Raw genomic sequence first — 23,114 nt, 5'->3', positions numbered from 1 at the left:
GGGTCATGTTTTTTGTAACAAAGATAAACTGTCTGGCGAAAGCGGGCTCCGGCTATTCCGGCATTGCCTGGATCGGACATCCAAGCGCGTACGTGGGTACCCCTAAAGCCATTTTGCTCGAGAACAGGCATAATATGCGCAGGCTGAGTATGCCTCCTGAGTGGTTGCTAGCCCGGGGCAGCTAGGTGGCAAGCTGATGGTTGCCATCGCTTAACCAGAATGGACTGTGTAGCAGGTTGATCACCTGGGATGAGAAAGGAAGGGGCATGCAGGTTAGGCCTCTGAACCCAAGCGTCCGATGATTCAGGTCGACGTGGATGTCTCCAGCGGTGCAAGCCTCGTCAAGATGAGGATGGGCAAGGCCACCTTGGCCAGCAAGGCTACCAGTGCGTGGGTTCGACATGCATGAGCGCATTGTGTGTCGATAACTGCGTACTAACACCGACTCATTTTTCCGGTTATCTGTTCATTCAAGCCAGCGTACCGTTGGCAACTGTTTTGCAGTCTATCAAGCAGTCATGAGGGTGGAAGCGATAGGTAGTTAAGTGATCGCTTTCCCAGGAAAACAACGGTGTGGTCTCTGGGGTGGCAGCGTGCCAAGGTCAACACATGGATAAAAAGTGCTTTTTATTCGGCTGCAATCAGGTACGAACGTGAATAGACCAATTTAATGCCTGCTCGAAATTTTTTACAAATTTCCAATATTGCAATTCGGGGCTTGACGCTTGTCAGCAAATTTTTGCTGATTTTTTTTCTTGCCCGTTTTCTAGAGCCGGCCGAGCTAGGCATCTATGGCTTGTTGGCCGCGACCGTTGGTTATTCGCTGTATTTTCTCGGGTTCGATTTTTATACCTATAGCACTCGTGAATTGCTCAAGCGCGAGCGTCACGAGTGGGGTGGGCTACTCAAGGCACAAGGGGCTTTGACCTTGGTGCTTTACTTCATTTTTTTACCGTTGCTGAGTTTGGTTTTTATCAAGGACTTGCTTCCAATGAAAGTTGTCGGCTGGTTCTTCGTTTTACTGATACTTGAGCATCTGACTCAGGAATTGGGGCGCTTGCTGATCACGATTTCAGACCAGCTTTTTGCGAGCCTGGTGCTGTTTTTTCGCTCAGGGGTCTGGGCAGTCCTGATCACGGGATTGATGTTCGTTGAACCTGATACGCGAAATCTGGACATGGTATTTGGCGCCTGGACGTTGGGATCGACGACAGCGCTTTTTTTGGGTATATACCGCGTCAAGCGCATGGGACTATCAGGTTGGCGACAAAGTGTCGACTGGATTTGGATTGTCAAGGGGTTAAAGGTGGCGTCCGCGTTGCTGATAGCGACCTTGGCCATTCGGGGGATTTTCACCTTGGACCGCTATTGGTTCCAAAATCTGGCGGGATTGGATGTGCTAGGTGCCTATGTCTTGTTCATGGGTATCAGTATGGCATTGATGTCATTTCTGGAGGCGGGTGTATTTGCGTTTATTTATCCAGGGCTGATCAGGGCCTACCAGCAGCGCGACCCCGTCGATTTTCATCAAGGTCTACGCAAATTGTTGCTGCAGACCGTTGGTCTTTGCGGCGCTTTTTCGGTAGTCGCCCTGGTTATGATAGGCCCATTGCTGGCTTGGCTAGGCAAGCCGCTTTACAGTGAGCAGCAGGGACTTTTCGTCTGGATACTTTTGGCTACGGTGCTCTACGCGCTGGGCATGATTCCCCACTATGGGTTGTATGCCCAAGGTCGCGATCGACCGATCATCCATAGCCAAATAGCCAGTCTGGTCATTTTTGCTCTGGTGACCTGGAGTTTTGTGGACGTACGGCCTCATCTTGCGGTGCCGCTGGGGCTGTGCATCAGTTTCTTTGTCATTTTGTGCTGGAAATCGTGGAGCTTCTATCGCCTCACCCCTGCACCTTACCGTTTATTTCAATCCTGACTTCGTGCAGGAAGCAACCAAGGGACGCGTCAATGTTCACCAATAAAACCATTCTCATCACCGGTGGTACCGGCTCTTTTGGTAACACGTTTGTGCCAATGACCCTGGCCAAATACAACCCGAAAAAGATCATCATCTTTTCCCGAGATGAAATGAAGCAATGGGACATGGCGAAGAAATTCGAGGGTGATTCCCGCGTTCGATTTTTCATCGGCGACGTCCGCGATAAGGAGCGCTTGTACCGGGCCCTGGACGGTGTTGATTATGTCGTTCACGCAGCCGCGACCAAAATTGTACCGACCGCGGAATACAATCCCTTCGAGTGCATCAAGACCAACATCAATGGCGCCATGAACCTGATCGATGCCTGCATCGACAAGGGCATCAAACGCGTTGTCGCATTGTCCACCGACAAGGCCAGCAGTCCGATCAATCTGTACGGCGCCACTAAGTTGGCGTCCGATAAACTGTTTGTTGCTGGTAACTCCTACGCCGGAGGCCATGAAACCCGCATGGCTGTTGTGCGTTACGGGAACGTTATGGGGTCGCGTGGTTCGGTCATTCCATTCTTCATGTCGATCAAGGACAAAGGTGAACTACCGATCACCGATGAACGCATGACCCGTTTCATGATCTCCTTGGAAGAGGGGGTCGAGTTGGTTTGGCATGCGTTCGAAGATATGGAGGGCGGTGAGATCTATGTTAAGAAGATCCCATCGATGAAAGTGACAGATCTCGCACGTGTCGTTGCACCCGAAGCTACCCAAAAAATTGTTGGCATTCGTCCTGGCGAAAAATTGCATGAGCAGATGATCAGTGCCGAAGACTCCTACTACACGTACGAATACCCTGAGCACTTTAAGATTCTGCCGGTTATCAACGAATGGGCAACCTGCCCCAAACGTATCAAAGACGGCAAGAAGGTCGCTGAAGGTTTTGTTTACGCCAGTGACAACAACACTGAGTGGATGAGCGCCGAAGATCTGAAAAACTGGATCAGCCTCAACGAAGCCAAGATCGGGAGCATCTGATACATGATTCCCTACGGTCGCCAGGACATAACCCAAGCTGACATCGATGCGGTGATTGGGGTGCTGCAATCTGACTTCCTCACCCAGGGCCCTATGGTGCCCCGCTTTGAGCAGCAGGTTGCCCAGCATGTGGGAGCCAGCCATGCGCTGGCGGTGAACAGCGCGACGTCCGCGCTGCATATCGCTTGTCTTGCGCTGGGGTTGGGCCCTGGTGATCGTTTGTGGACAAGTCCTGTTACCTTCGTGGCCTCTGCCAACTGTGGCCTTTATTGCGGTGCGCAGGTTGATTTCGTTGATATCGATCCACGCACCTACAACCTTTGCCCTATGGCGCTTGAGCGCAAGTTGGAGCAAGCCGAGCGAGAGCGCGCGCTGCCCAAAGTTGTCGTGGTGGTCCATCTCTGCGGTCAGCCCTGTGACATGCAAGCAATCCACGGGTTAGCCAAGCGCTACGGGTTCAAAGTGATTGAAGATGCCTCTCATGCTATCGGTGGCAAATATCGAGGCGAATTTATCGGAAACGGAAAGTACAGCGACATCACTGTATTCAGTTTTCATCCGGTAAAAATCATTACTACTGCCGAGGGCGGCATGGTGTTGACAAACAATGCCGAGCTGGCCAGCAAAATGGCTTTGCTACGTAGCCACGGCATTACCCGCGATGCGCAACAGATGACTCATGAGTCGGACGGTCCTTGGTATTACCAGCAGATTGATTTGGGGTTCAATTATCGAATGACCGAACTGCAGGCAGCTTTGGGTGTTAGTCAGATGGAACGTCTGGACCAATACGTCGCCCGCCGTCATCAATTGGCTGCGCGTTACAATGATTTGTTGGCGACATTACCGGTCACTATTCCTTGGCAACACACCGACAGCTACTCGGGTTTGCATCTTTATGTGATTCGTTTGCAGTTGAATAAAATCAGCAAGACGCATCGCCAGGTGTTTGAATCGCTTCGTGAGCAAGGGATTGGCGTGAACCTGCATTACATTCCAGTTCATACCCAGCCTTACTATGCGCAAATGGGCTTCAAGCCTGAAGACTTCCCGGCGGCGCAAGCGTATTACCGCGAAGCCATTAGCATCCCGATGTTCCAGACGATGAGCGACGAGCAGCAGGATCAGGTGGTTGCCTCGTTACGAAAGGCTGTTTCATGACAAGTGTTGCAGTACTGCAGGCGAGGACTTCTTCATCTCGCCTCCCTGGCAAAGTGCTATTGCCAATCAATGGTATTCCGCTGGCCGTATTGGCGGCAAAGCGTGCGGCTAACACTGGGCGGGAAGTGATCGTTGCTACCTCCAGCCTGGCCAGTGATGATGCGCTGGCCGATGTGCTCAATGCGCATGGTTTGGGTTGCTTTCGGGGAAGTCTGGAAAGCCCTCTGGAACGTATAGTTCAGGCATTGGACGCGTATCCTGATAACGCCATTGTTTTTCGTTTGACTGCCGACAATGTTTTTCCAGACGGTCTCTTACTTGATGAGATCGAAGAGGCCTTCGTTCAGGGCGGGTACGAGTATCTCTGTTGCAATGGTATGGAATCCGGTTTGCCCTACGGAGTCAGCGCCGAAGTAACGCGGCTCGGGCATCTGCGCTGGGCATTGGACAGTGCTGTTGATGCTTTTGATACTGAACACGTAACACCTTTGATCATTAGACGCTTTGGTCGTTGTTATTTTGAACGTTATAAATCTCGCAGGCTGGGATTGTTGCGTTGCACGGTCGACAACCTTGACGATTATCTGCTGGTCCAGAAGGTATTCAATTCGGTTGCAGATGCTGTGAACGTAACCTGTGAAGAGTTGATGCAAAGGCTGGAGGTCTTACCGAACCGGCCGATCGTCGCTCAAGCAGCTGATAAACTGGTATTTGGTACTGTGCAGTTGGGATTGAACTACGGAGTAAGTAATACATCCGGTCGCCCTGATCTCGCCCAGGCTTGTAAAATGCTTCGCTGCGCTGTGATCAACGGCGTCAAGTATATCGATACCGGGCGGGCCTATGGCACTAGCGAGGCTGTTGTCGGGGCTGCTTTCAAGGGCGGATGGGAAGGGCGGGCGACTGTCATTACCAAGCTCAGCCCTCTGGCTGATTGTCCAGTTGATGCCGATCCCTTGTGGGTGCGGGCGGCTGTAGACGCCAGTATTTTCGAGTCATGTCACCACTTGGAAACAAGCACGCTGGATGTAGTCATGCTGCACCGTGCTGCCCAGCTTGTTCAATGGCAAGGGGCTGCCTGGGAAAGACTCACCGAGTTACGGCAGCAAGGCGTCATTGCGGCCCTGGGTGTTTCTGTGCAGAACCCAGTAGAACTGCAACGAGCTTTGGAGGAGCCGCTGGTCAGTCATATCCAACTGCCCTATAACCTTCTGGACTGGCGTTGGGACGACTCGATATCGCTCATAGAGGAAGCCAAACAAGGCAGGTCGCTCACCATTCATGTGCGCAGCGCCTTGTTACAGGGACTGTTGGTAAATGACAATGTGGCTAGCTGGCGATCCGCTCATGTGGATGATTCGGCAACGGTGCGTGAGTGGCTGGATAATCAGGTCTCGACTCTAGGGCGCAGCAGTATTGTCGATCTTTGTTTCGCCTACCTGCGTGCATTGACCTGGGTCGATGGGATTGCTGTAGGAATGGAGAATACCGAACAGCTGTTGGAGAATCTGGAGCTGTTCTGCAAACCGCCGTTAGAGCCCGGGCATCTATCAGTTCTGCAGGCCTCCCGCCCCCGGTTGACGGAGCTGGCATTGAACCCGGCATGCTGGTTGAGGGATTGAGATTGAACAAAGGAACTGAGCTGTTTTCATTGGCTGGAAAAAACGTGCTGATAACAGGTGCGACGGGATATCTGGGCGCGGCGATGAGCAACGCTGTGGCTGCTGCAGGTGCGCATGTATTGGTCAATTCACGTTCCTTTGAACGTGGCACCTTGCTAGTTGAGAAGTTGTCGAGCCAAGGCTTTTCTGCCGAGCTGGCGGTATTCGATGTGGGCAACGAAGTACAGGTGCGGGAGTTTATGGACGCATTTGCCCCGCGTGAGCTGCATGTATTGATCAATAATGCCTATGCAGGAGGCGGTGGAACCGTGGAAACCAGCGGCGGTGAGGACTATCTCGATGCTTATGAGGTATCTCTAGTCGCTGCTCATAACGTTTTAAAGCACGCCCTGCCCGCGATGCGACGAGCTGTGTGCTCTGCGGGCGAAGCATCAGTCATCAATGTCGGATCGATGTATGGCATGGTCAGCCCAGATGCTCGAATCTACGACACAGCTAGCGGAACCAATCCTCCTTTTTACGGTGCGGCCAAGGCTGCGATGATCCATTGGAGCAAATACGCAGCATGTGAGTTTGGTAGGGAAAATATCCGTATCAACTCAATTTCGCCTGGTCCATTTCCGTCGATCCAAGTGCAGCAGGGCGCCCCTGAATTTATTGCCAAACTCGCGCAGAAAGTCCCTATGGGGCGTATTGGTCAAGCTAAGGAAATAATGGGACCGATACTGTTTCTTGCCTCCTCGGCGGCGTCTTTTGTAAACGGCACTAACCTGGTAGTGGACGGCGGTTGGACAGCATGGTGATCAATGCCACCGTGGCTTTTCGAGTGGATGCTTCGCTGCAAATAGGCAGCGGACATGTCATGCGTTGCCTGACGTTAGCCGATGCGCTGCGCTTTGAGGGAGCAGAATGTCACTTCATTTGCCGTGAGCATCCAGGACACTTGCTGGATCTGATTTATAGCAAGGGGTTCAATATCCATCGTTTGAATAAAATCGACAGTACGGCTTCCTCAGGGCCTGTTACACAATCCGATGAACCGACGCATGCTCATTGGTTAGGGGGCACTCAATTAGAAGATGCCGAAGCCTGTAAAAATATTCTCGAAGACTTAAAACCTGATTGGTTAGTCGTCGATCATTACGCTTTGGATAGGCAGTGGGAAACGTCGCTTCAAGCGTTTGCCCCTCGACTTTTAGTGATTGATGATTTGGCTGATCGCAAACATGTCTGTGATTTATTGCTCGACCAGAATCTGGGGCACACGGAGCAGGACTACACGACATTGGTCCCCAAGAGTTGCCGATCGATGGTTGGTCCGCAATATGCGCTCCTGCGACCCGAATTTGCCAGACTCCGCAAGCAAAGCCTGGAGCGGCGAGGCTCTCCGAAGCTCCAACATATTTTGGTTACGATGGGAGGCGTTGACCAGGCGAATGCAACTGGACTGACGTTGCAAGCCTTGAAAACGTGTCCCTTGCCAGCAAGTTGCAGAATTAGCGTTGTGATGGGACTCAATGCACCTAACTTGACGGAAGTAGTTGGCGCTGCGACCAATATGCCATGGCCGACCGAAGTACTGGTTAATATTACCGACATGGGGGAGCGAATGGCCTCGGCGGACATCGTTATTGGGGCGGCAGGAAGCACCTCTTGGGAGCGTTGCTGTCTGGGAGTCCCCACAATAATGGTGGTATTGGCGGAAAATCAAAAGTCAGGTGCTGAGGCGTTGTTAAGTTCTGGGTGTGTTGAGTTGATCGAAGAGGTTCAGGACATTCCCATGCAAATGCCAGCATCCATACATGCCTTGTCGAACGAAAATACATTATTAAAGCTGAGCAAAAACGCGCGTAGAATCTGCGATGGCTTGGGGGTTCAGAAAGTTCTCAAGCAAATGAGTAATATAAATGGATAATTCGCAGGCAGTACGTTTAGCGATACGTAAGATGACAGCGAACGATCTGGATGTCGTCCTGGCTTGGCGTAATCATCCCGAGATTCGTCGTTATATGTATACTCAGCATGAAATCTCAATCGAAGAGCATCGCACTTGGTTTGAACGAGCCTCCCAGGATTCAAAAAAACATTTGCTGGTTTTTGAGAAGGATGAAAAACCTCAAGGTTTTGTGAATATAACGGAACTGAGCTCGTTCGGAGTGGTGGACTGGGGGTTTTACATAGCGCCGGATGCTGTTAAGGGTACTGGTCGACAGTTGGGGGAAACAGTCCTGAATTATGCCTTCAATAGCCTCAAATTGCATAAGGTTTGTGGTCAGGCACTCGCGTTCAATGAGCGATCAATTAAATTCCATTATGGTTTGGGATTTCAGCAGGAAGGTACTCTGCGTGATCAGCACTATGATGGCGAAAATTATCATGCGGTCATCTGCTTCGGTTTATTGCGCAGTGAGTGGCAGCTAGAAAATGGGAATCAATAATATGCCAAATCCTAGTATTACTATTGCAGGGCGAAAGGTTGGGGCTGATGAAGCGCCGTATATTATAGCTGAGTTGTCTGCCAACCATAACGGTAACTTTGAAACCGCAAAGAGAATTGTTGAAGAGGCCAAGAAGGCCGGTGCTGACGCGATCAAGTTACAAACCTACACTGCAGATACCATTACTCTCGATTGTGATTCTGCGGATTTCAAGATCCGTGGTGGGCTATGGGATGGACGGACGCTTTATGAGCTCTATCAAGAGGCTCATATGCCCTGGGAATGGCACGCACCGCTTTTTGAGTATGCGCGTAAATTGGATATTACGATGTTTAGTTCGCCCTTTGATAGTACGGCGGTCGATCTGCTAGAAGGGTTAAATGCCCCAGCCTATAAAATTGCATCTTTTGAGGCTATTGATTTGCCTCTCATAAAATATGTTGCCAGTACTGGTAAGCCCATGATTATTTCCACCGGGATGGCTGACGCCGAGGAGATAGCAGAAGCTATTGAGGCTGCTCGTGAGGGAGGCTGCAAAGAGCTAGCAATACTTCACTGCGTAAGTGGCTATCCTGCCCCAGCGCATGATTACAACCTGCGTACAATACCTGACATGATCCAGCGCCATGGGCTGGTGACTGGTTTGTCTGATCATACATTGGATAACACCACTGCAATAACCAGTGTTGCACTAGGCGCTTCAATCATTGAAAAGCATTTTACTCTTGATCGGAGCGGCGGTGGCCCTGATGACAGTTTCTCACTTGAGCCTGCAGAGCTCGTAGCTTTGTGTCGGGATAGTAAGACTGCGTGGGCTGCGCTGGGGAAGGTTGATTATGGCCGGAAGTCTAGTGAGCAAGGAAATGTCCAGTTTCGGCGATCACTGTATTTTGTGAAAACGTTGAAAGCAGGTGACGTCATCACTGCTGATTCGGTCAGGAGTGTAAGGCCAGGATTCGGCTTGCATCCAAAGCTGATGGGCAGTGTAGTGGGTAGCGTGTTGATTCGAGATGTTGATAAAAATACCCCTGTCAAAATGAATGATTTTTATGCTAAATAAAAAGCATATCAGAAAGGCTCTTGGAAAGTTTCCTCTGGCACTTCAGCTTTTGTGCGCACGATTGATACTTTGGTTTGAGTCCGTTGTGCAGTGGCGGCGAGCTTCAAAGCTGAAGCGGCTGGGGATGCAAGAGTTTGTTGCTTCTCTTGATAGATTTGATTCCTCTCTTGAGTGTCATATTCTTGCGTCGGGTTGGAGCCTGAATCATTCCTATGAAACCATTGATCGTGCAAAGTCGTTTGTTATAGGTTTCAATTTTTCTTTTTTGAAATGTAATGATCCTGACTTGCATTTCATTGAGAACGCATCGGTTAAAGATTTGCGTTTTTTTGTGAATACGTACCAGACTTATTTTGCTTTGGGGAAATTTAATGTTTTCGCGAATTCCAAGGTTGTTTTTAAGAACTTGTCTGAACTAAAAAATTCCGTGCATCTTATAGGCATGCTGTATTCAGATAAGGCATTTTTTATAAAGGATCGACATTTCAGGATTTTTGGCAGCAAAGGAGTTGCTCCCGTTATGACGCAGATGTGTGCAGAAACCCAAGGTTTGCCTCAAGCTGTATCCAGTGTCGTCGGCTTGGCTGTTTTGGCCAAAATGTTGGGTTTTAAGAGAGTCATCGTTCACGGCCTGGATTTTCAGGGGCCGCACTTTTACGGGTATGATGCTTCTGACATTATTTTCAATAATGGGGCATTGCCTCAACCGTTAAATCCAGATGAGGCCGGCTTCGAGTTGCATAAGACCGCGATCGGCGAAAATGGTGTCGGTGTGGCGTCAGTCATAAAAGCGCTAAAGTACGAGCTAAAAAAATACGATGTAGATATATTGGCGGCAAGTAAGTTGTCTCCATCGGCTGGAATTCTGGGGGCGGCTGAACTGGAATGATGGTAAGAATTCATTTCGTGAAGGAGATTTAAGTGGCCGCAGTCCTTCGAGGTAGCGCATTTTTTTATGCGTGTATTTATATTGTTCTTTCTGCACTAGCTTTTTATTACGGAGAGATTGGCTATCGTACCGGGGCAGTGGCTGTTGGAGTCGCTGTGTTCGCTATTATGCTTTCGATTTCTCGAGGGCGAAGTGGCTTGTCTTTTTTTGGCGTAGTGCTTTTGGTTTTCTGTTTGTTTGCTTTTTCATTCTTTAACTATGATTGGTCTGAGTATAGAAGTGTCTTCACCGTCTTTGTTTTCGTTTCAGGGTTTGGTGTTGCCTGGTATGCGGTGGAGTTTCGGAAAACCTGGGTGCTCTTTGAGCTTCCTTTCTTTATATTTTTGATTGTTACGATATGGCTGATTCTGGTTCAGGGGTATGGAGCTGCGGAGTTTAACAAGGTGCTTAGCGGCTCAAGCCGAAATGTATACTCTGGGATATTGTTAGCGCTTGCAAGTGGGTATATTTTCTCCAGGGAATATACAGGTAAGTCTATATCGGTGATGTTGTTTTTTTTGGTGTTTTTAATAAGTATTCCTTTGTATAGTCGTAATGGGATTTTTGTTTCTTTTGTGCTCTTGTTGTGTGTCTTGTGGAGAAGAAGTATTCTCGCGGTTTCGGTAATGGCCGTGATGGGGTTTTTTGTTTTGGTTTTTGGGTGGGAGTATTTTTATGATCTTGTACAATCTCGTACAAATTTGGCCGCGGGGTTGGAAAGCGATAGATATTATATTGCTCAAGATTATTTTGCACATTTGGATCTGATTGGCTTTTTTTCTGGAGTAAATTTAACAAGCGTGCCGATGGTCGAAGCCTTTGGCGGTAATCCTCATAGTGCTTTTTTGCGATTGCATTCCTTTTTCGGTGTTTCAATATTTTTCTTCGTTTTTATTGCTGGTCTTTCATTTGTCAGATTAATGCTTGATAGGCAGTATTTGTTGATGGTTGTGCTTTTTTTGTACCTGTTTCGTGCAGTGTTTGATATATTTTACTTATTTAATTTGATGGATTTTTTGGTTTTTCCGCTGATTTTCTATTGGTATTTCAGGCGGTTCACACCCTATTTTAGAAGAGAAGTGATATTGCTTCCTTCGCATGGCAAGGCAGATTCGTCTGCCGTTGCTAGAACTTAAAAATGACTGGGAGAATGGGAGCATGAAAAGAGCTTTAATTACCGGGGTTACAGGGCAGGATGGTTCCTATTTGGCTGAACTGCTACTCGAAAAAGGTTATGAAGTCCACGGCATCAAGCGTCGAGCTTCCTCCTTCAATACCCAGCGTGTCGATCATATCTATCAGGATCCACATGTCGATAACCGCAATTTTGTCCTTCATTATGGCGACTTGAGCGACTCCTCGAACCTCACCCGGATCATCAAGGAAGTTCAGCCGGATGAGGTCTACAACCTGGGAGCCCAGTCTCATGTTGCCGTGAGTTTCGAGTCACCTGAATACACTGCTGATGTCGATGCGATGGGCACCTTGCGGATTCTTGAGGCTATTCGTTTGTTGGGGTTGGAAAAAAAAACCCGTTTTTATCAAGCGTCGACCTCTGAGCTGTATGGTCTGGTGCAGGAGACTCCGCAAAGGGAAACGACTCCTTTTTATCCGCGTTCTCCGTATGCCGTGGCAAAACTGTATGCCTACTGGATCACCGTGAATTATCGCGAAGCCTATGGCATGTATGCCTGCAACGGCATTTTGTTCAACCATGAGTCCCCACGTCGTGGCGAGACTTTTGTGACGCGCAAAATTACCCGGGCCTTGGCGAATATTTCTCAAGGGCTGGAGCAGTGCCTATTCTTGGGCAATATGGATGCATTGCGCGATTGGGGACATGCAAAGGATTACGTTCGCATGCAGTGGATGATGCTGCAGCAGGAGCAACCGGAAGACTACGTGATCGCCACCGGTGTCCAATATTCGGTTCGTGAGTTCGTACGCTGGTCGGCGGCTGAACTGGGGATTACCTTGCGCTTTGAGGGCGAGGGTGTAGAAGAACGTGCTGTGGTCGAGCGCATTGACGGCGAGTTGGCACCGGCGTTGAATGTCGGGGACGTAATAGTACGTGTTGATCCGCGTTATTTCCGGCCGGCCGAGGTTGAGACCTTGTTGGGGGATCCGAGCAAAGCCAAGAAAAACCTTGGCTGGGTGCCGGAAATCACCGTGCAGGAGATGTGTGCCGAAATGGTCCGTGAAGACCTCAAGGCCGCTCAGCGCCATGCCTTGCTCAAACAACACGGTCATGAAGTTCCGGTCGCTGTGGAGAACTGATAATGTCCCGTGAATTGAACCAGAACATTTTTGTCGCAGGCCATCGAGGTATGGTCGGCTCGGCCATTGTGCGTCGCCTCCAGGCGCTGGGTTATCGCTCCGTTCTTTGTGCCGGACGGGACGAACTGGACCTGCTGGACCAGCGGGCGGTACGCGCCTACTTCGCCGAGCACCGAATCGATCAGGTGTACTTGGCGGCGGCCAAGGTGGGAGGGATTCATGCTAATAATACGTTTCCCGCGGACTTCATCTATGACAACTTGATGATTCAGGCGAATGTGATTCAGGCGGCTCACGCGTCGGACGTTCAACGGTTATTGTTTCTTGGGTCTTCCTGCATTTACCCCAAGCATGTGATTCAACCTATGAAGGAAGACGCATTGCTGAACGGAGTCCTGGAGCCGACCAACGAGCCTTATGCGATCGCCAAGATCGCTGGGATCAAGTTGTGTGAGAGCTATAATCGTCAATATGGTCGTGACTACCGCAGTGTCATGCCAACCAATCTCTATGGTCCCCATGATAATTATCATCCACAAAACAGCCATGTGATTCCGGCATTACTTCGCCGCTTCCACGAGGCTGTGCAGGCCGATCAGGCCGAAGTGACTATCTGGGGCAGCGGCAATCCGATGCGTGAGTTTCTGCATGTCGATGACATGGCTGCGGCCAGCGTCCATGTGATGGAGCTTGATGGTGCTACCTACCAGGCCAATACCCAACCAATGTTGTCGCATATCAACGTGGGGACTGGTAAAGATTGTACGATCCGCGAGCTTGCACAAACCATCGCCAAAGTCACTGGCTTCAAGGGGCAGTTGTCTTTTGATGTAAGCAAACCTGACGGCTCTCCGCGCAAGTTGATGGATGTCTCGCGGCTTCGTGCACTGGGCTGGCAGGCGACGATAGATCTGGAGGACGGGCTGGGCGATGCTTATCGCTGGTTTGTAGAGCATCGGTTGGAAGCCAGGGATTAATGCAGTGCGGGCTAGATTTATCCGGCCATTGATGTAATAAATCTATGAATAAAAAATTAACGGCTACTCGATAGCTGCAAAGGGCGATTTTGTATGTTTCTTCCAGTAATCATGGCTGGTGGCTCGGGGTCTCGCCTCTGGCCGTTGTCCCGCCAGCTCAATCCCAAGCAATTTTTGCCTTTAGTTGATGCCGAACAATCGCTGTTTCAGTCGACAATCAAGCGGCTGGAGGGGCTTGATCATCATCTGCCGATACTGATCTGCAATGAACAGCAGCGATTCCTTGCGGCGGAACAATTGCGGCAGCTAGACATGGAAGAAGCCCGGATTCTGCTTGAACCGGTAGGGCGCAATACTGCACCGGCTATTGCGCTCGCAGCATTGCAGGCGACTGCTGGCGGGGATGATCCGATTTTGCTGGTTCTTGCTGCCGATCATCTCATTCGAGATATTGAAGCGTTCCACATCAGTATTGGCCATGCCTTGGCGCTGGCTGAATCGGGTAAACTGGTGACGTTCGCGGTGTTGCCTACTCATCCAGAAACCGGTTTTGGCTATCTGGAAAGGGGAGAGGAACTTGCTCTTGGCGGTTACGTTGTCAGCCGGTTCGTGGAAAAGCCCGACTCAGCGACTGCTCAAAGATACCTGGACAGCGGCCAGTACTTTTGGAATAGCGGCATGTTCATGTTTCGAGCCAGCCGTTATCTGGAAGAGTTGGAGTGTTTTGCACCGGATATTCTCCATGCTTGCCGTGCCTCATTTGCAAATGCCCGGCAGGATTTGCATTTTACCCGTGTCGATGCTCAGACGTTTGGTGCTTGTCCGGAGAACTCAGTTGATTATGCGGTGATGGAGCGTACGTCCGATGCGGTAATGGTACCGCTTGATGCTGGATGGAGCGACGTGGGGTCGTGGACGGCGCTTTGGGACACTGCCGAGAAGGATGCTAATGGCAATGTGTTCAAAGGCGATGTGCTGACTGAACGTACAAATAGCAGCTACGTACACGCAACTCATCGACTTGTCGCAGCCATTGGCGTAGATGATCTTGTGATCGTGGAAACCAAGGACGCGGTGCTCGTTGCACATAAGAGTGGCGTTCAGGACGTAAAAAAAATAGTTGATCAGCTGAAAAACTGTAAACGCTCTGAATATGCAAGTCATCGTGAAGTTTATCGTCCGTGGGGTGTTTATGACTGCATAGATAATGGCCCACGTTATCAAGTTAAGCGCATTACGGTTAATCCCGGAGCGAAGCTGTCGGTACAAATGCACCATCATCGTGCGGAGCATTGGGTAGTTGTGAGTGGCACCGCACGTGTGACCAATGGAGATAAGAACTATCTCGTAACGGAAAACCAGTCTACTTACATTCCTGTGGGCCAGATCCACGCGTTGGAAAATCCAGGCGTGATACCGTTAGAGTTAATTGAAGTTCAATCAGGTACTTATTTGGGAGAGGATGATATTGTCCGGTTTGAAGATATATATGGTCGGAGTTAGGCGGCGTTGAAAATCTCGATAATTACCGTTTGCTATAATGGTGCCGATACTATTAGAGATACCATTGAGTCTGTTCTTGCGCAGAAATATAAAGATATCGAATACATTATCGTGGATGGCGCCTCGAAAGATGGAACGCTGGATATAATATCCGAATATGATGACCGGATTGCCAAGGTAATAAGTGAGCCGGATAAGGGTATATATGATGCTATGAATAAGGGTGTCAGGGCCGCAACAGGTGATTATGTTGGTATCTTGAACTCGGATGACTTTTTCGCCGGAGATAATGTTATCCAAGATCTGGTGATGCATTTGCAAAACAATCCGGATGCGGATGCTACTTACGCGGATCTCGTTTTTGTACAGCGTAAACAGACTGACGTTGTTATGCGAAGATACTCTTCGTCAGGTTTTTCTCCGTGGAAGGTTCGTTTTGGTTTTATGATTCCGCATCCAACTTTTTATGCGCGGCGCGAGCTTTTTCAGCGGTTCGGTGATTATAAGTTGGGCTATCGCGTTTCCGCTGATTTTGAGTTGATGGCACGGTTTTTCTCTAAAAATGTAAAAATGGTAAGGCACGACGCAGTCATGGTTAAAATGCGTGACGGCGGAATAAGTACAACTGGCTTTTGGTGGCGAATTCACCAAAATCTTGAAATTGTCAGGGCTTGCAAAGAAAATGGTATCTATACCAATATTCTACTAGTGGCTATGAAGGTCCCATTCAAATTGGCAAGCTATCTAAAAAAATGAGATCTACTAAGCGGATTCTACTTACAGGTAGTACGGGTTTTGTCGGGAGCAAGCTCCATTCAGTTCTCGGTTCTACTTATTCCGTTATAGCGGCATCCCGTTCACCGCAGGTCACTCTGGGCGGCTCTCAGACTATCGGTGTCGGTGATCTTTCGGGTGAAACTGTATGGGCTCATGTTTTACAGGGCGTTGATTGCGTTGTGCATGTTGCTGGTCGAGCTCATAAATTAGATGATACCTGTGAAGATCCCTTGCTGGAGTTCAGGAAGGTAAATGTTGAGGCGAGTCTCAATCTGGCGCAACAGGCCCACGAAGCAGGTGTGAAGCGATTTGTTTTTATCAGTTCAATTGGCGTGCATGGAGCAAGTACGACGGGCAGGTCATTGGATGAGCGCTCTCCATTAATTCCTCACGCCGATTATGCACTTTCGAAACTGGAAGCAGAGCAGGGACTAAAGGATATTTCGATAAAAAATGGTATGGAGCTGGTTATTATTCGGCCACCATTGGTTTATGCCGGACATGCGCCGGGAAATTTTCGAGCTTTGTTGAAATTAGTTGCTAGTGGGGTGCCACTTCCTTTCAGAGGAGTCAATAACAAGCGCAGTATGATTGCTTTAGAGAATTTGGTTGATCTGGTATCGCTATGCGTTGAGCATCCGGCCGCTGCCAATCAAACCTTTCTCGCGTCTGATGGGATTGATGTGTCGACTCCTCAAATTATTCGATATCTTGCAAAGGGAATGGGGTATGAGGCGAGATTGTTCCCTGTCCCTAACAGGGTGATTAATAAAATTGCCCGATTGTTAGGGCGTAAAGCGACATACGATCAGCTTTATGGCTCTCTTGTGATTGACTCGAATAAAGCCCGTAGCCTTTTGGGATGGACCCCCCCGATAGCTCCAGACGAAGCATTATTCAAGGCTGGGAAAGATTATTCTTCTCGCGCTCGTTGAGCTTCCTCTTTCTATAATGGAAACTGTTTATTCTATGTCTCCTTGGGTAATAATTCCTCTTGCGGCTTTGCTGTCACTTTTCTTAACCGGTGCATTGCGTAGATATGCGCTCGACCGAAGTATCATCGACATCCCAAACGCGCGTAGCTCACATACTGTTCCCACCCCTCGTGGCGGGGGCGTGGCAATTGTTCTCAGTTTCCTGCTGGCCTTGCCCATATTGGCAGCTACCGGTTTCCTGCCCTGGTCAATCATGTGGGCAATGCTGGGAGCGGGCTCAGGGATCGCTGTGTTGGGATTTCTGGACGATCACGGCCACATCGCTGCCCGTTGGCGGTTGCTCGGTCATTTCGGGGCATCAATTTGGGCGTTGTATTGGTTGGGCGGTCTGCCGGCAATCAGTTTGTTTGGTCTTGAACTTGAATTAGCTTGGTTTGGGCACGTCCTGGCAGTCTTCTATCTGGTCTGGATGCTCAACCTCTATAACTTCATGGACGGTATTGACGGTATCGCCAGCGTCGAGGCGATTTGCTCTTGCCTCGGAGCTTGTCTGCTTTACTGGTTGAGTGGCTTTGACAGCTTGATCGCGGCACCCTTGGTACTCGCAATGGCAGTTGGAGGGTTTCTGTACTGGAATTTCCCTCCCGCACGAATTTTCATGGGGGACGCAGGAAGCGGATTCCTCGGCATCATCCTCGGCCTGTTGTCGTTGCAGGCAGCCTGGACTTCACCCAAGCTGCTTTGGGTCTGGCTAATTTTGTTGGGCGTGTTCATCGTCGATGCAACCGTCACCTTGATACGACGCCTGCTACGAGGCGATAAGGTGTATGAAGCCCACCGCAGCCATGCATACCAATTCGCTTCGCGTCAGTATGGCCGTCATTTGCCGGTAACCTTGGGGGTGGCGGTGATTAACCTGTTCTGGCTCCTGCCTCTGGCGGCATCTATCATTTTGTGGAACATGGATGGCGCGTTGGTTTTGATAGTGGCCTATGTTCCGTTGGTGCTGCTTGCCGTCAGGTTTCACGCTGGTGAGCTGGAGAAAACTTGATTTCAGGGTAAGATTCACGTTTTTCCTTATCGGTTGTCTAAGAGACGGAAATATAATTGCGTGCTTTAGGAATGCATTTGTTTTAGGAGCTGGCCAAGGTGCGTGAAGGGGTTATGGATAAAATAAGATCGGCTTTGTTGGGGTTGCCAAGACGCCACAAGCGCGCAATCCAAGTAGCCACTGATGTGGTTCTGGTTTGGGTTGCCCTGTGGCTGGCATTTGTCGTTCGACTGGGTGTCGAGGCGTTGGCCAGCCCAATCGAAACACATCTGTGGCTTTTCGTATCCGCTCCACTGATCGCTATTCCAATTTTCATTCGCTTTGGCATGTACCGCGCCGTCATGCGTTATTTTGGCAACGATGCGCTGATTACTATTTGCAAGGCGGTCAGTCTTTCAGCCTTGCTATTGGCGCTCTTGGTGTATTGGTATAGCAACCATAAAACCGTGGTGCCACGCTCCATCATTTTCAACTATTGGTGGCTGAGCCTGATCATGATTGGCGGCTTGCGCCTGATGATGCGGCAATACTTCTTGGGAGACTGGTTTACCGCAGCCCAGCATGTGCCCTTTACCAACCGGGATGACGGTCTCCCGAAAGTAGCTATTTATGGTGCAGGCGCCGCAGGTAATCAACTCGTGGCCGCGCTACGAATGGGGCGAGTGATGCGCCCCGTTGCATTCATCGATGACGATAACAGTATTACAGACCGCGTGATTGCTGGGCTACAGGTCTACGCGCCCAAGCATATCCAAAAAATGATCGACACCACCGGCGCACAAGAGATTCTGCTGGCGGTGCCTTCGTCGTCACGTGGACGTCGTCGGGAGATTTTGACGTTGCTTGAAGGCTTCCCGCTGCATGTACGCAGTGTTCCTGGATTCATGGACCTGGCCAGCGGCCGGGTCAAGGTCGATGATATTCAAGAAGTGGACATCGCGGATCTTCTAGGGCGCGATCCGGTTCCTGCACAACCTGACCTGCTGGAGCATTGCATCACTGGCCAGTCAGTTTTGGTCACTGGGGCCGGCGGTTCGATTGGCTCCGAGCTTTGTCGGCAAATTCTGGCGCTGAAGCCGACTACGCTGCTGCTGTATGAGCACAGTGAATTCAATCTCTATAGCATTCTGTCTGAACTTGAACCTCGAGTGATTCGGGAATCGTTGTCGGTTCGGTTGCTGCCTATTCTTGGATCGGTGCGAGACCAGGATAAACTGCTGGACGTGATGAAAACCTGGAATGTCGACACGGTCTATCATGCCGCAGCCTACAAACATGTTCCGATGGTCGAGCATAATATCGCCGAAGGCGTCCTGAACAATGTGATCGGCACGTTGAATACGGCACAGGCTGCATTGCAGGTAGGTGTATCGAACTTCGTGCTGATTTCTACGGATAAAGCGGTGCGCCCGACCAATGTAATGGGTAGCACCAAGCGGCTTGCAGAGCTGACCTTGCAGGCCCTTAGTCGCGAACTGGCCCCTGTGTTATTTGACGATAAGGCTAACGTCTCAAGGGTCAATAAAACCCGTTTCACCATGGTCCGGTTCGGCAACGTGTTAGGGTCATCCGGCTCGGTTATTCCTCTGTTTCACAAACAGATCAAGTCTGGCGGGCCGTTGACCGTCACGCATCCAAAGATCACGCGTTATTTCATGACCATCCCTGAGGCTGCTCAGTTGGTAATTCAGGCGGGCTCCATGGGGTTGGGCGGAGACGTTTTTGTACTGGATATGGGCGAACCGGTAAAGATTGTCGAACTGGCGGAAAAGATGATTCACCTATCCGGCTTGAGTGTCCGTTCGGAAAAGAACCCCCACGGCGACATTTCAATCGAGTTCACCGGTCTGCGTCCAGGCGAGAAGCTTTACGAAGAGTTACTAATTGGCGACAACGTCGTCGCGACCCAGCATCCAATGATCATGAGTGCCAACGAAGACCATCTGCCTTGGGACACGCTCAAGTCCAAGCTGGCCGAGTTGCTGGCCGCCATTGAGCAGGATGACTACACCAGGGTCCGTCAACTGCTTCGTGATACCGTCAGTGGTTACGCTCCGGACGGAGAGATTGTCGACTGGATCTACCAGCAACGCCGCCTCGAACCCTAATCATTACATACGCTGTAACGTACGCATTTTTGACAGCCACACATCATGGCCTAAGTTTGAGAGGCAGCTTCGGAAAGCTGCTTCTCTCTTAACGATGTCATGGAGCGTCATTTATGCGTACAAGCTACTTCTACTCTTTGATTTTTGCCCTTCTGAGCAGCGCCTCGATAGCTGCTATTGCCGCCCCAGCGGCCAAACAAGAGTCGGGCGCTACGCCACAAGCAGTGGAGCAGCCATTCAAAACGCAAAATACCAAGGTGGATATAAACGGAGCGGATGCCGCAACGCTGCAACGGGAGCTGTCAGGGATAGGTAAGGGCAAGGCCGAAGCGATTGTTGCTTATCGAGAGAGTAATGGGCCGTTTTCTTCGGTGGAGGAGTTGCTGGAGGTCAAGGGTATTGGCAAGGCGATTCTTGATAGGAATCGTGAAAGACTGGAAGTTAATTGAGCATATGAATAGGGAGGGCCGATCGAATGATCGGCCTTTTTCATAGGTTAAATCTCAGTCACTCACTGTTCCGTTGGTGCTCTAGCATGTGAATGATGTGGTTTCGAACGATTGGTTAAATGTTTCCCAAAATTAATGAAGGGCTTTTCGATAAAGTTGTAAACAAAATAACTTAAGATGATCGTGATCGGTAAAGTAATTACGCAGAAAAATTGTAATTTTTCATGCGGTGATGGAGTGCTGTAAACCAAAGGGAGAAAATATTTTGAAGTATAGAAAAAAGCTGCGCCATGGAGCAGGTATGCTGAATATGAAATGTCACCCATAAATTTCAAGATGGGTGTGATGTATTTTTTTGGTTTTATATTAATATTCAAAACGGCCCAGCAAGCAATTCCGCATATGAATGTGAAAAATACTCTATTAAATCCTGTGACGATGTTTATCTGGTTGCCATCGACAGGCCAGTATGTAAAGGCTGTGCATGTGAAAATGAGTGCGATTGTGGGGTGGAGGTTGTTTGTACTTTTATACGACTGTCTCATAAAACCGATGCCCACGCCCATGGAGAAAAGAAATGCTTGGTTAAATGGACTTATATATGTGGTCCATTGCTGTGCTAGAGTCTGGGTGGGCGTTAACAGGTAGCTTGAGAAGTAAAAATATACGGAGCCAAGGGCTAGGCTCGCACAGAGATATGTCCATTTTTTTTTTGCCAATACGATGAGGAATGGAAACAGAGCATAAAAAACCATCTCATTTCCAATTGACCAACCGCCGACTGGTACATAGTTTCTAGGTTGGTAATATCCAAAAGTGAGGGTGAGGTTGGATATGTATTTTTCCCAGTCGATGGTGAAATTTGGAGTCGCGAGATACAGGTACAGTCCTGTTGAAAGCGTGGCGATCCAGTAGAGTGGAGCAATTCTGAAAAATCGCTTTGTGAAGTAGTTGAGTAGATTCTGGCTAGAAAGCTTTAAATCGGAGTATGCGAGGTAGAGTGATATGCCGCTAATGATATAAAATATCGATACTGCATACACTCCCAGTCTTCCTAGTGTAGTGCTGCTGTCGGGAGTTCCTGTACTCCAACTCATAAAATGATAAATAATTACGCATAGGGCAAGAAGGCCTCTCATGTAGTCAATGGAGTGTATTCGATGCATTAGTTTTTTTGTCCGAAAGTTGATCATTCTGACGTTAGGGTGAAAGCTGTTGTGGCGCGTAGTATCGCAGATTCCTAGCTTTCAACCTACATTGATCAGTGTGTGAGGGCGGTATTTGAAAATGTGACGTATAGTCCCATGGACATTAAGTGGTCCAGCTAGCACAAGGTGCGGTTATCTATGCGAAGGACCGACGATTGAACAATTTTAAGGCTTTGAGCATGAATAGCGGACCTTTCTTATCCGCTGAACAATAAGCTACGGGCAGGTATCATCGTTGAGCGCTTGCAGTGTTTTTGCTCGCGTCGGTCTAGGGCGACGAAGTGCTAGCAACTGCTTTTGCAATTGCTGGCTCCCACCCATCACCAATGATCAAGGACCTGCGCCATGTACAAAGACTACCCAGCCGCCTACCAGGTCAGCAAAGGTTCTGCCCTGCAGGTGGATAAACCTTTCTACGAACGAATTCGCGCGCAGCAGGACAAGCGGACCCTGATCGAACAGTTCGAGGTGCCGATCCGTACCGGTCGCGCCTGGCACGTACCGGCCGGTCATGTGTTCCGAGTCACGACCCCGGTGGGCCCGCAGGTGGGAGACTTCAACGTCTGGAACGCCCACGACCCACGGGAACGCCTGTGGGCGGCGCGCACGCGCCAGCTCCAGGGCGCCCACGTCAGTACCCATGATCGGTTGTGGTCGAACCTGCCATTCCTGCGACCGTTAGTGACCATCACTGATGACAGCCTGGCCGGTTATGGCATCGATGAGCATGGTGGACGACTGCATGATCTGTTGGGGACGCGCTGCGATCCGTATGTAAACAGGATGCTGACAGGGGAGGATTTCCACCATCACTGCCATTCGAATCTGACCCGTGCCGTGTTGCCCCACGGCCTGACGGAGTTCGACGTGCACGACGTACTGAATATTTTCCAGTGCACCGGGCTCAACCATGACGACATGTACTTCATGAAGGCCTGTCCGGCGCAGAAAGGGGATTACCTGGAATTCTTTGCCGAGATCGATCTGTTGTGTGCACTGTCCACCTGCCCGGGGGGTGACCTGTCGCTGGCCATGTGGGGGCCGGATGCGCAGGATCCCCTTAGCGTCTGTCGTCCGCTGGGGGTTGAGATCTATCGGTTGGAGGATTCATTGCTGGAGGGCTGGAGCCAACCTGAGCGGGCGGCGTACAACGGGTTGCATGGGTTGCATATTGCCAAGGCGGATTGGGAGAAGTAACTCAGTAGGCGGACAGGACGTGGCCTTCTGTGGCGAGGGATTTATCCCCGCTGGGGCGCGCAGCGGCCCCTTTTAAAACCCACCCAGTCGATCAGATAGACCCGCGTGACAGGTTTTGGGGCTGCTGCGCAGCCCAACGGGGATAAATCCCCTCACCACAAAAGTGTTGTGTCAGGCAATACTCCACAGTGTTGTGCTAGCCAGCACTCAACGATCCTTGGCTTCTTTCGCATCCATTTCCGCGTTGCGCTCGGCAACACGCTTGCGCTGTTCGTCCGTCAATTCGACCTTGTTGGCGGTGTCGCGCAGCATCATCAGACCACCAACGATCGAGCCGATTGCAGCAATCAGAATCAACCAGGCATACCAGGGCATAGGGCTCTCCTTGAGGGTGCGAGGGACGAACGAGTATTTCGCCGTTCCATCGCACCTACCACTTATGAGCGAAGGTTGTTCGCAGTGGTT

The 23,114-nt window shown here is 50.0% G+C and carries 21 protein-coding genes; 19 read left to right on the top strand and 2 right to left on the bottom strand.

Annotation, left to right across the window (positions count from 1 at the left end; all coding sequences use genetic code 11):
* Window positions 1-670: 670 nt before the first annotated feature.
* The 18 genes from BLQ55_RS06075 (at window position 671) to BLQ55_RS05990 (ending at window position 20,244) form a co-directional block, all read left to right on the top strand.
* The gene (locus BLQ55_RS06075; RefSeq protein ID WP_092252937.1) at window positions 671-1,927 is read left to right on the top strand and encodes a lipopolysaccharide biosynthesis protein; all 1,257 of its coding nucleotides are present in this window, start codon (window positions 671-673) and stop codon (window positions 1,925-1,927) included.
* Between the two features lie 32 nt (window positions 1,928-1,959).
* Window positions 1,960-2,958: a UDP-N-acetylglucosamine 4,6-dehydratase (inverting) gene (gene pseB, locus BLQ55_RS06070; protein ID WP_092252935.1), complete on the top strand. Its 999-nt coding sequence runs from the start codon at window positions 1,960-1,962 to the stop codon at window positions 2,956-2,958.
* Between the two features lie 3 nt (window positions 2,959-2,961).
* Window positions 2,962-4,119 carry a UDP-4-amino-4,6-dideoxy-N-acetyl-beta-L-altrosamine transaminase gene (gene pseC / locus BLQ55_RS06065; RefSeq protein ID WP_092252933.1) on the top strand — a complete coding sequence of 386 codons (1,158 nt, stop codon included), beginning with the start codon at window positions 2,962-2,964 and terminating at the stop codon, window positions 4,117-4,119.
* Window positions 4,116-5,741, top strand: a complete 1,626-nt coding sequence (locus BLQ55_RS06060) for an aldo/keto reductase (RefSeq protein WP_092252931.1) — start codon at window positions 4,116-4,118, stop codon at window positions 5,739-5,741. Before pseC ends, BLQ55_RS06060 begins: the two co-directional genes overlap by 4 nt.
* Window positions 5,723-6,544 carry an SDR family NAD(P)-dependent oxidoreductase gene (locus BLQ55_RS06055; protein WP_092252929.1) on the top strand — a complete coding sequence of 274 codons (822 nt, stop codon included), beginning with the start codon at window positions 5,723-5,725 and terminating at the stop codon, window positions 6,542-6,544. Before BLQ55_RS06060 ends, BLQ55_RS06055 begins: the two co-directional genes overlap by 19 nt.
* Window positions 6,538-7,656 (top strand): UDP-2,4-diacetamido-2,4,6-trideoxy-beta-L-altropyranose hydrolase, encoded by a 1,119-nt coding sequence (pseG, locus tag BLQ55_RS06050; RefSeq protein ID WP_092252927.1) that lies wholly within the window; start codon window positions 6,538-6,540, stop codon window positions 7,654-7,656. The genes BLQ55_RS06055 and pseG overlap by 7 nt, the downstream gene beginning before the upstream one ends.
* Window positions 7,649-8,179: a UDP-4-amino-4,6-dideoxy-N-acetyl-beta-L-altrosamine N-acetyltransferase gene (pseH, locus tag BLQ55_RS06045; RefSeq protein WP_092252925.1), complete on the top strand. Its 531-nt coding sequence runs from the start codon at window positions 7,649-7,651 to the stop codon at window positions 8,177-8,179. Before pseG ends, pseH begins: the two co-directional genes overlap by 8 nt.
* Window position 8,180: 1 nt before the next feature.
* On the top strand, window positions 8,181-9,239 hold the full coding sequence (gene pseI / locus BLQ55_RS06040) for a pseudaminic acid synthase (protein WP_092252923.1): 1,059 nt from the start codon (window positions 8,181-8,183) through the stop codon (window positions 9,237-9,239).
* Entirely contained in the window at window positions 9,229-10,128 is a 900-nt protein-coding gene (locus BLQ55_RS06035; protein ID WP_092252922.1) for a hypothetical protein, read from the top strand. The genes pseI and BLQ55_RS06035 overlap by 11 nt, the downstream gene beginning before the upstream one ends.
* A gap of 32 nt (window positions 10,129-10,160) precedes the next feature.
* Window positions 10,161-11,303, top strand: a complete 1,143-nt coding sequence (locus BLQ55_RS06030) for a hypothetical protein (protein WP_092252920.1) — start codon at window positions 10,161-10,163, stop codon at window positions 11,301-11,303.
* A gap of 22 nt (window positions 11,304-11,325) precedes the next feature.
* The gene (gene gmd, locus BLQ55_RS06025) at window positions 11,326-12,444 is read left to right on the top strand and encodes a GDP-mannose 4,6-dehydratase (RefSeq protein WP_092252918.1); all 1,119 of its coding nucleotides are present in this window, start codon (window positions 11,326-11,328) and stop codon (window positions 12,442-12,444) included.
* 2 nt (window positions 12,445-12,446) lie between these two features.
* Entirely contained in the window at window positions 12,447-13,421 is a 975-nt protein-coding gene (locus tag BLQ55_RS06020; protein WP_092252916.1) for a GDP-L-fucose synthase, read from the top strand.
* A 93-nt stretch (window positions 13,422-13,514) separates the two neighbouring features.
* Complete coding sequence (locus BLQ55_RS06015; RefSeq protein WP_092252914.1) at window positions 13,515-14,924, top strand: mannose-1-phosphate guanylyltransferase/mannose-6-phosphate isomerase; 1,410 nt, start codon at window positions 13,515-13,517, stop codon at window positions 14,922-14,924.
* Window positions 14,925-14,930: 6 nt separating this feature from the next.
* Window positions 14,931-15,680 (top strand): glycosyltransferase family 2 protein, encoded by a 750-nt coding sequence (locus tag BLQ55_RS06010; RefSeq protein ID WP_092252912.1) that lies wholly within the window; start codon window positions 14,931-14,933, stop codon window positions 15,678-15,680.
* On the top strand, window positions 15,596-16,636 hold the full coding sequence (locus tag BLQ55_RS06005) for an NAD-dependent epimerase/dehydratase family protein (RefSeq protein ID WP_256326540.1): 1,041 nt from the start codon (window positions 15,596-15,598) through the stop codon (window positions 16,634-16,636). The genes BLQ55_RS06010 and BLQ55_RS06005 overlap by 85 nt, the downstream gene beginning before the upstream one ends.
* Before the next feature lie 34 nt (window positions 16,637-16,670).
* A complete protein-coding gene (locus BLQ55_RS06000) occupies window positions 16,671-17,687 on the top strand; it encodes an MraY family glycosyltransferase (RefSeq protein WP_092252908.1) in 1,017 nt (338 codons plus the stop codon).
* A 113-nt stretch (window positions 17,688-17,800) separates the two neighbouring features.
* Complete coding sequence (locus BLQ55_RS05995; RefSeq protein WP_092252906.1) at window positions 17,801-19,795, top strand: polysaccharide biosynthesis protein; 1,995 nt, start codon at window positions 17,801-17,803, stop codon at window positions 19,793-19,795.
* 113 nt (window positions 19,796-19,908) lie between these two features.
* Window positions 19,909-20,244: a ComEA family DNA-binding protein gene (locus BLQ55_RS05990; RefSeq protein ID WP_092252904.1), complete on the top strand. Its 336-nt coding sequence runs from the start codon at window positions 19,909-19,911 to the stop codon at window positions 20,242-20,244.
* A 62-nt stretch (window positions 20,245-20,306) separates the two neighbouring features.
* On the opposite strand, the gene BLQ55_RS05985 is transcribed toward BLQ55_RS05990, so the two are convergent.
* A complete protein-coding gene (locus BLQ55_RS05985) occupies window positions 20,307-21,410 on the bottom strand; it encodes an acyltransferase family protein (protein WP_256326539.1) in 1,104 nt (367 codons plus the stop codon).
* A gap of 387 nt (window positions 21,411-21,797) precedes the next feature.
* Between BLQ55_RS05985 and BLQ55_RS05980 the strand changes: the two genes are divergently transcribed.
* Entirely contained in the window at window positions 21,798-22,649 is an 852-nt protein-coding gene (locus tag BLQ55_RS05980) for an urea carboxylase-associated family protein (RefSeq protein WP_092252900.1), read from the top strand.
* A gap of 207 nt (window positions 22,650-22,856) precedes the next feature.
* Here the strand turns inward: BLQ55_RS05980 and BLQ55_RS05975 are convergent, their stop codons facing one another.
* Window positions 22,857-23,024, bottom strand: coding sequence for a DUF2897 family protein (locus BLQ55_RS05975; RefSeq protein WP_092252898.1), 168 nt, complete (start codon window positions 23,022-23,024; stop codon window positions 22,857-22,859).
* Between the last annotated feature and the right edge of the window lie 90 nt (window positions 23,025-23,114).

The sequence above is a fragment of the Pseudomonas sp. NFACC13-1 genome (assembly GCF_900104425.1).
GTDB classification, from domain to species: domain Bacteria; phylum Pseudomonadota; class Gammaproteobacteria; order Pseudomonadales; family Pseudomonadaceae; genus Aquipseudomonas; species Aquipseudomonas fluorescens_AA.
Note: the sequence above shows the minus strand (reverse complement) of the source record. Positions and strands in the feature narration are given on the sequence as shown.

Coding starts and splice junctions, on each gene's coding strand:
- BLQ55_RS06075 (WP_092252937.1), top strand. CDS start 671: ATGCCTGCTCGAAATTTTTTACAAATTTCCAATATTGCAATTCGGGGC.
- pseB (WP_092252935.1), top strand. CDS start 1,960: ATGTTCACCAATAAAACCATTCTCATCACCGGTGGTACCGGCTCTTTT.
- pseC (WP_092252933.1), top strand. CDS start 2,962: ATGATTCCCTACGGTCGCCAGGACATAACCCAAGCTGACATCGATGCG.
- BLQ55_RS06060 (WP_092252931.1), top strand. CDS start 4,116: ATGACAAGTGTTGCAGTACTGCAGGCGAGGACTTCTTCATCTCGCCTC.
- BLQ55_RS06055 (WP_092252929.1), top strand. CDS start 5,723: ATGCTGGTTGAGGGATTGAGATTGAACAAAGGAACTGAGCTGTTTTCA.
- pseG (WP_092252927.1), top strand. CDS start 6,538: ATGGTGATCAATGCCACCGTGGCTTTTCGAGTGGATGCTTCGCTGCAA.
- pseH (WP_092252925.1), top strand. CDS start 7,649: ATGGATAATTCGCAGGCAGTACGTTTAGCGATACGTAAGATGACAGCG.
- pseI (WP_092252923.1), top strand. CDS start 8,181: ATGCCAAATCCTAGTATTACTATTGCAGGGCGAAAGGTTGGGGCTGAT.
- BLQ55_RS06035 (WP_092252922.1), top strand. CDS start 9,229: ATGCTAAATAAAAAGCATATCAGAAAGGCTCTTGGAAAGTTTCCTCTG.
- gmd (WP_092252918.1), top strand. CDS start 11,326: ATGAAAAGAGCTTTAATTACCGGGGTTACAGGGCAGGATGGTTCCTAT.
- BLQ55_RS06020 (WP_092252916.1), top strand. CDS start 12,447: ATGTCCCGTGAATTGAACCAGAACATTTTTGTCGCAGGCCATCGAGGT.
- BLQ55_RS06015 (WP_092252914.1), top strand. CDS start 13,515: ATGTTTCTTCCAGTAATCATGGCTGGTGGCTCGGGGTCTCGCCTCTGG.
- BLQ55_RS06000 (WP_092252908.1), top strand. CDS start 16,671: ATGTCTCCTTGGGTAATAATTCCTCTTGCGGCTTTGCTGTCACTTTTC.
- BLQ55_RS05995 (WP_092252906.1), top strand. CDS start 17,801: ATGGATAAAATAAGATCGGCTTTGTTGGGGTTGCCAAGACGCCACAAG.
- BLQ55_RS05990 (WP_092252904.1), top strand. CDS start 19,909: ATGCGTACAAGCTACTTCTACTCTTTGATTTTTGCCCTTCTGAGCAGC.
- BLQ55_RS05985 (WP_256326539.1), bottom strand. CDS start 21,410: ATGCATCGAATACACTCCATTGACTACATGAGAGGCCTTCTTGCCCTA.
- BLQ55_RS05980 (WP_092252900.1), top strand. CDS start 21,798: ATGTACAAAGACTACCCAGCCGCCTACCAGGTCAGCAAAGGTTCTGCC.
- BLQ55_RS05975 (WP_092252898.1), bottom strand. CDS start 23,024: ATGCCCTGGTATGCCTGGTTGATTCTGATTGCTGCAATCGGCTCGATC.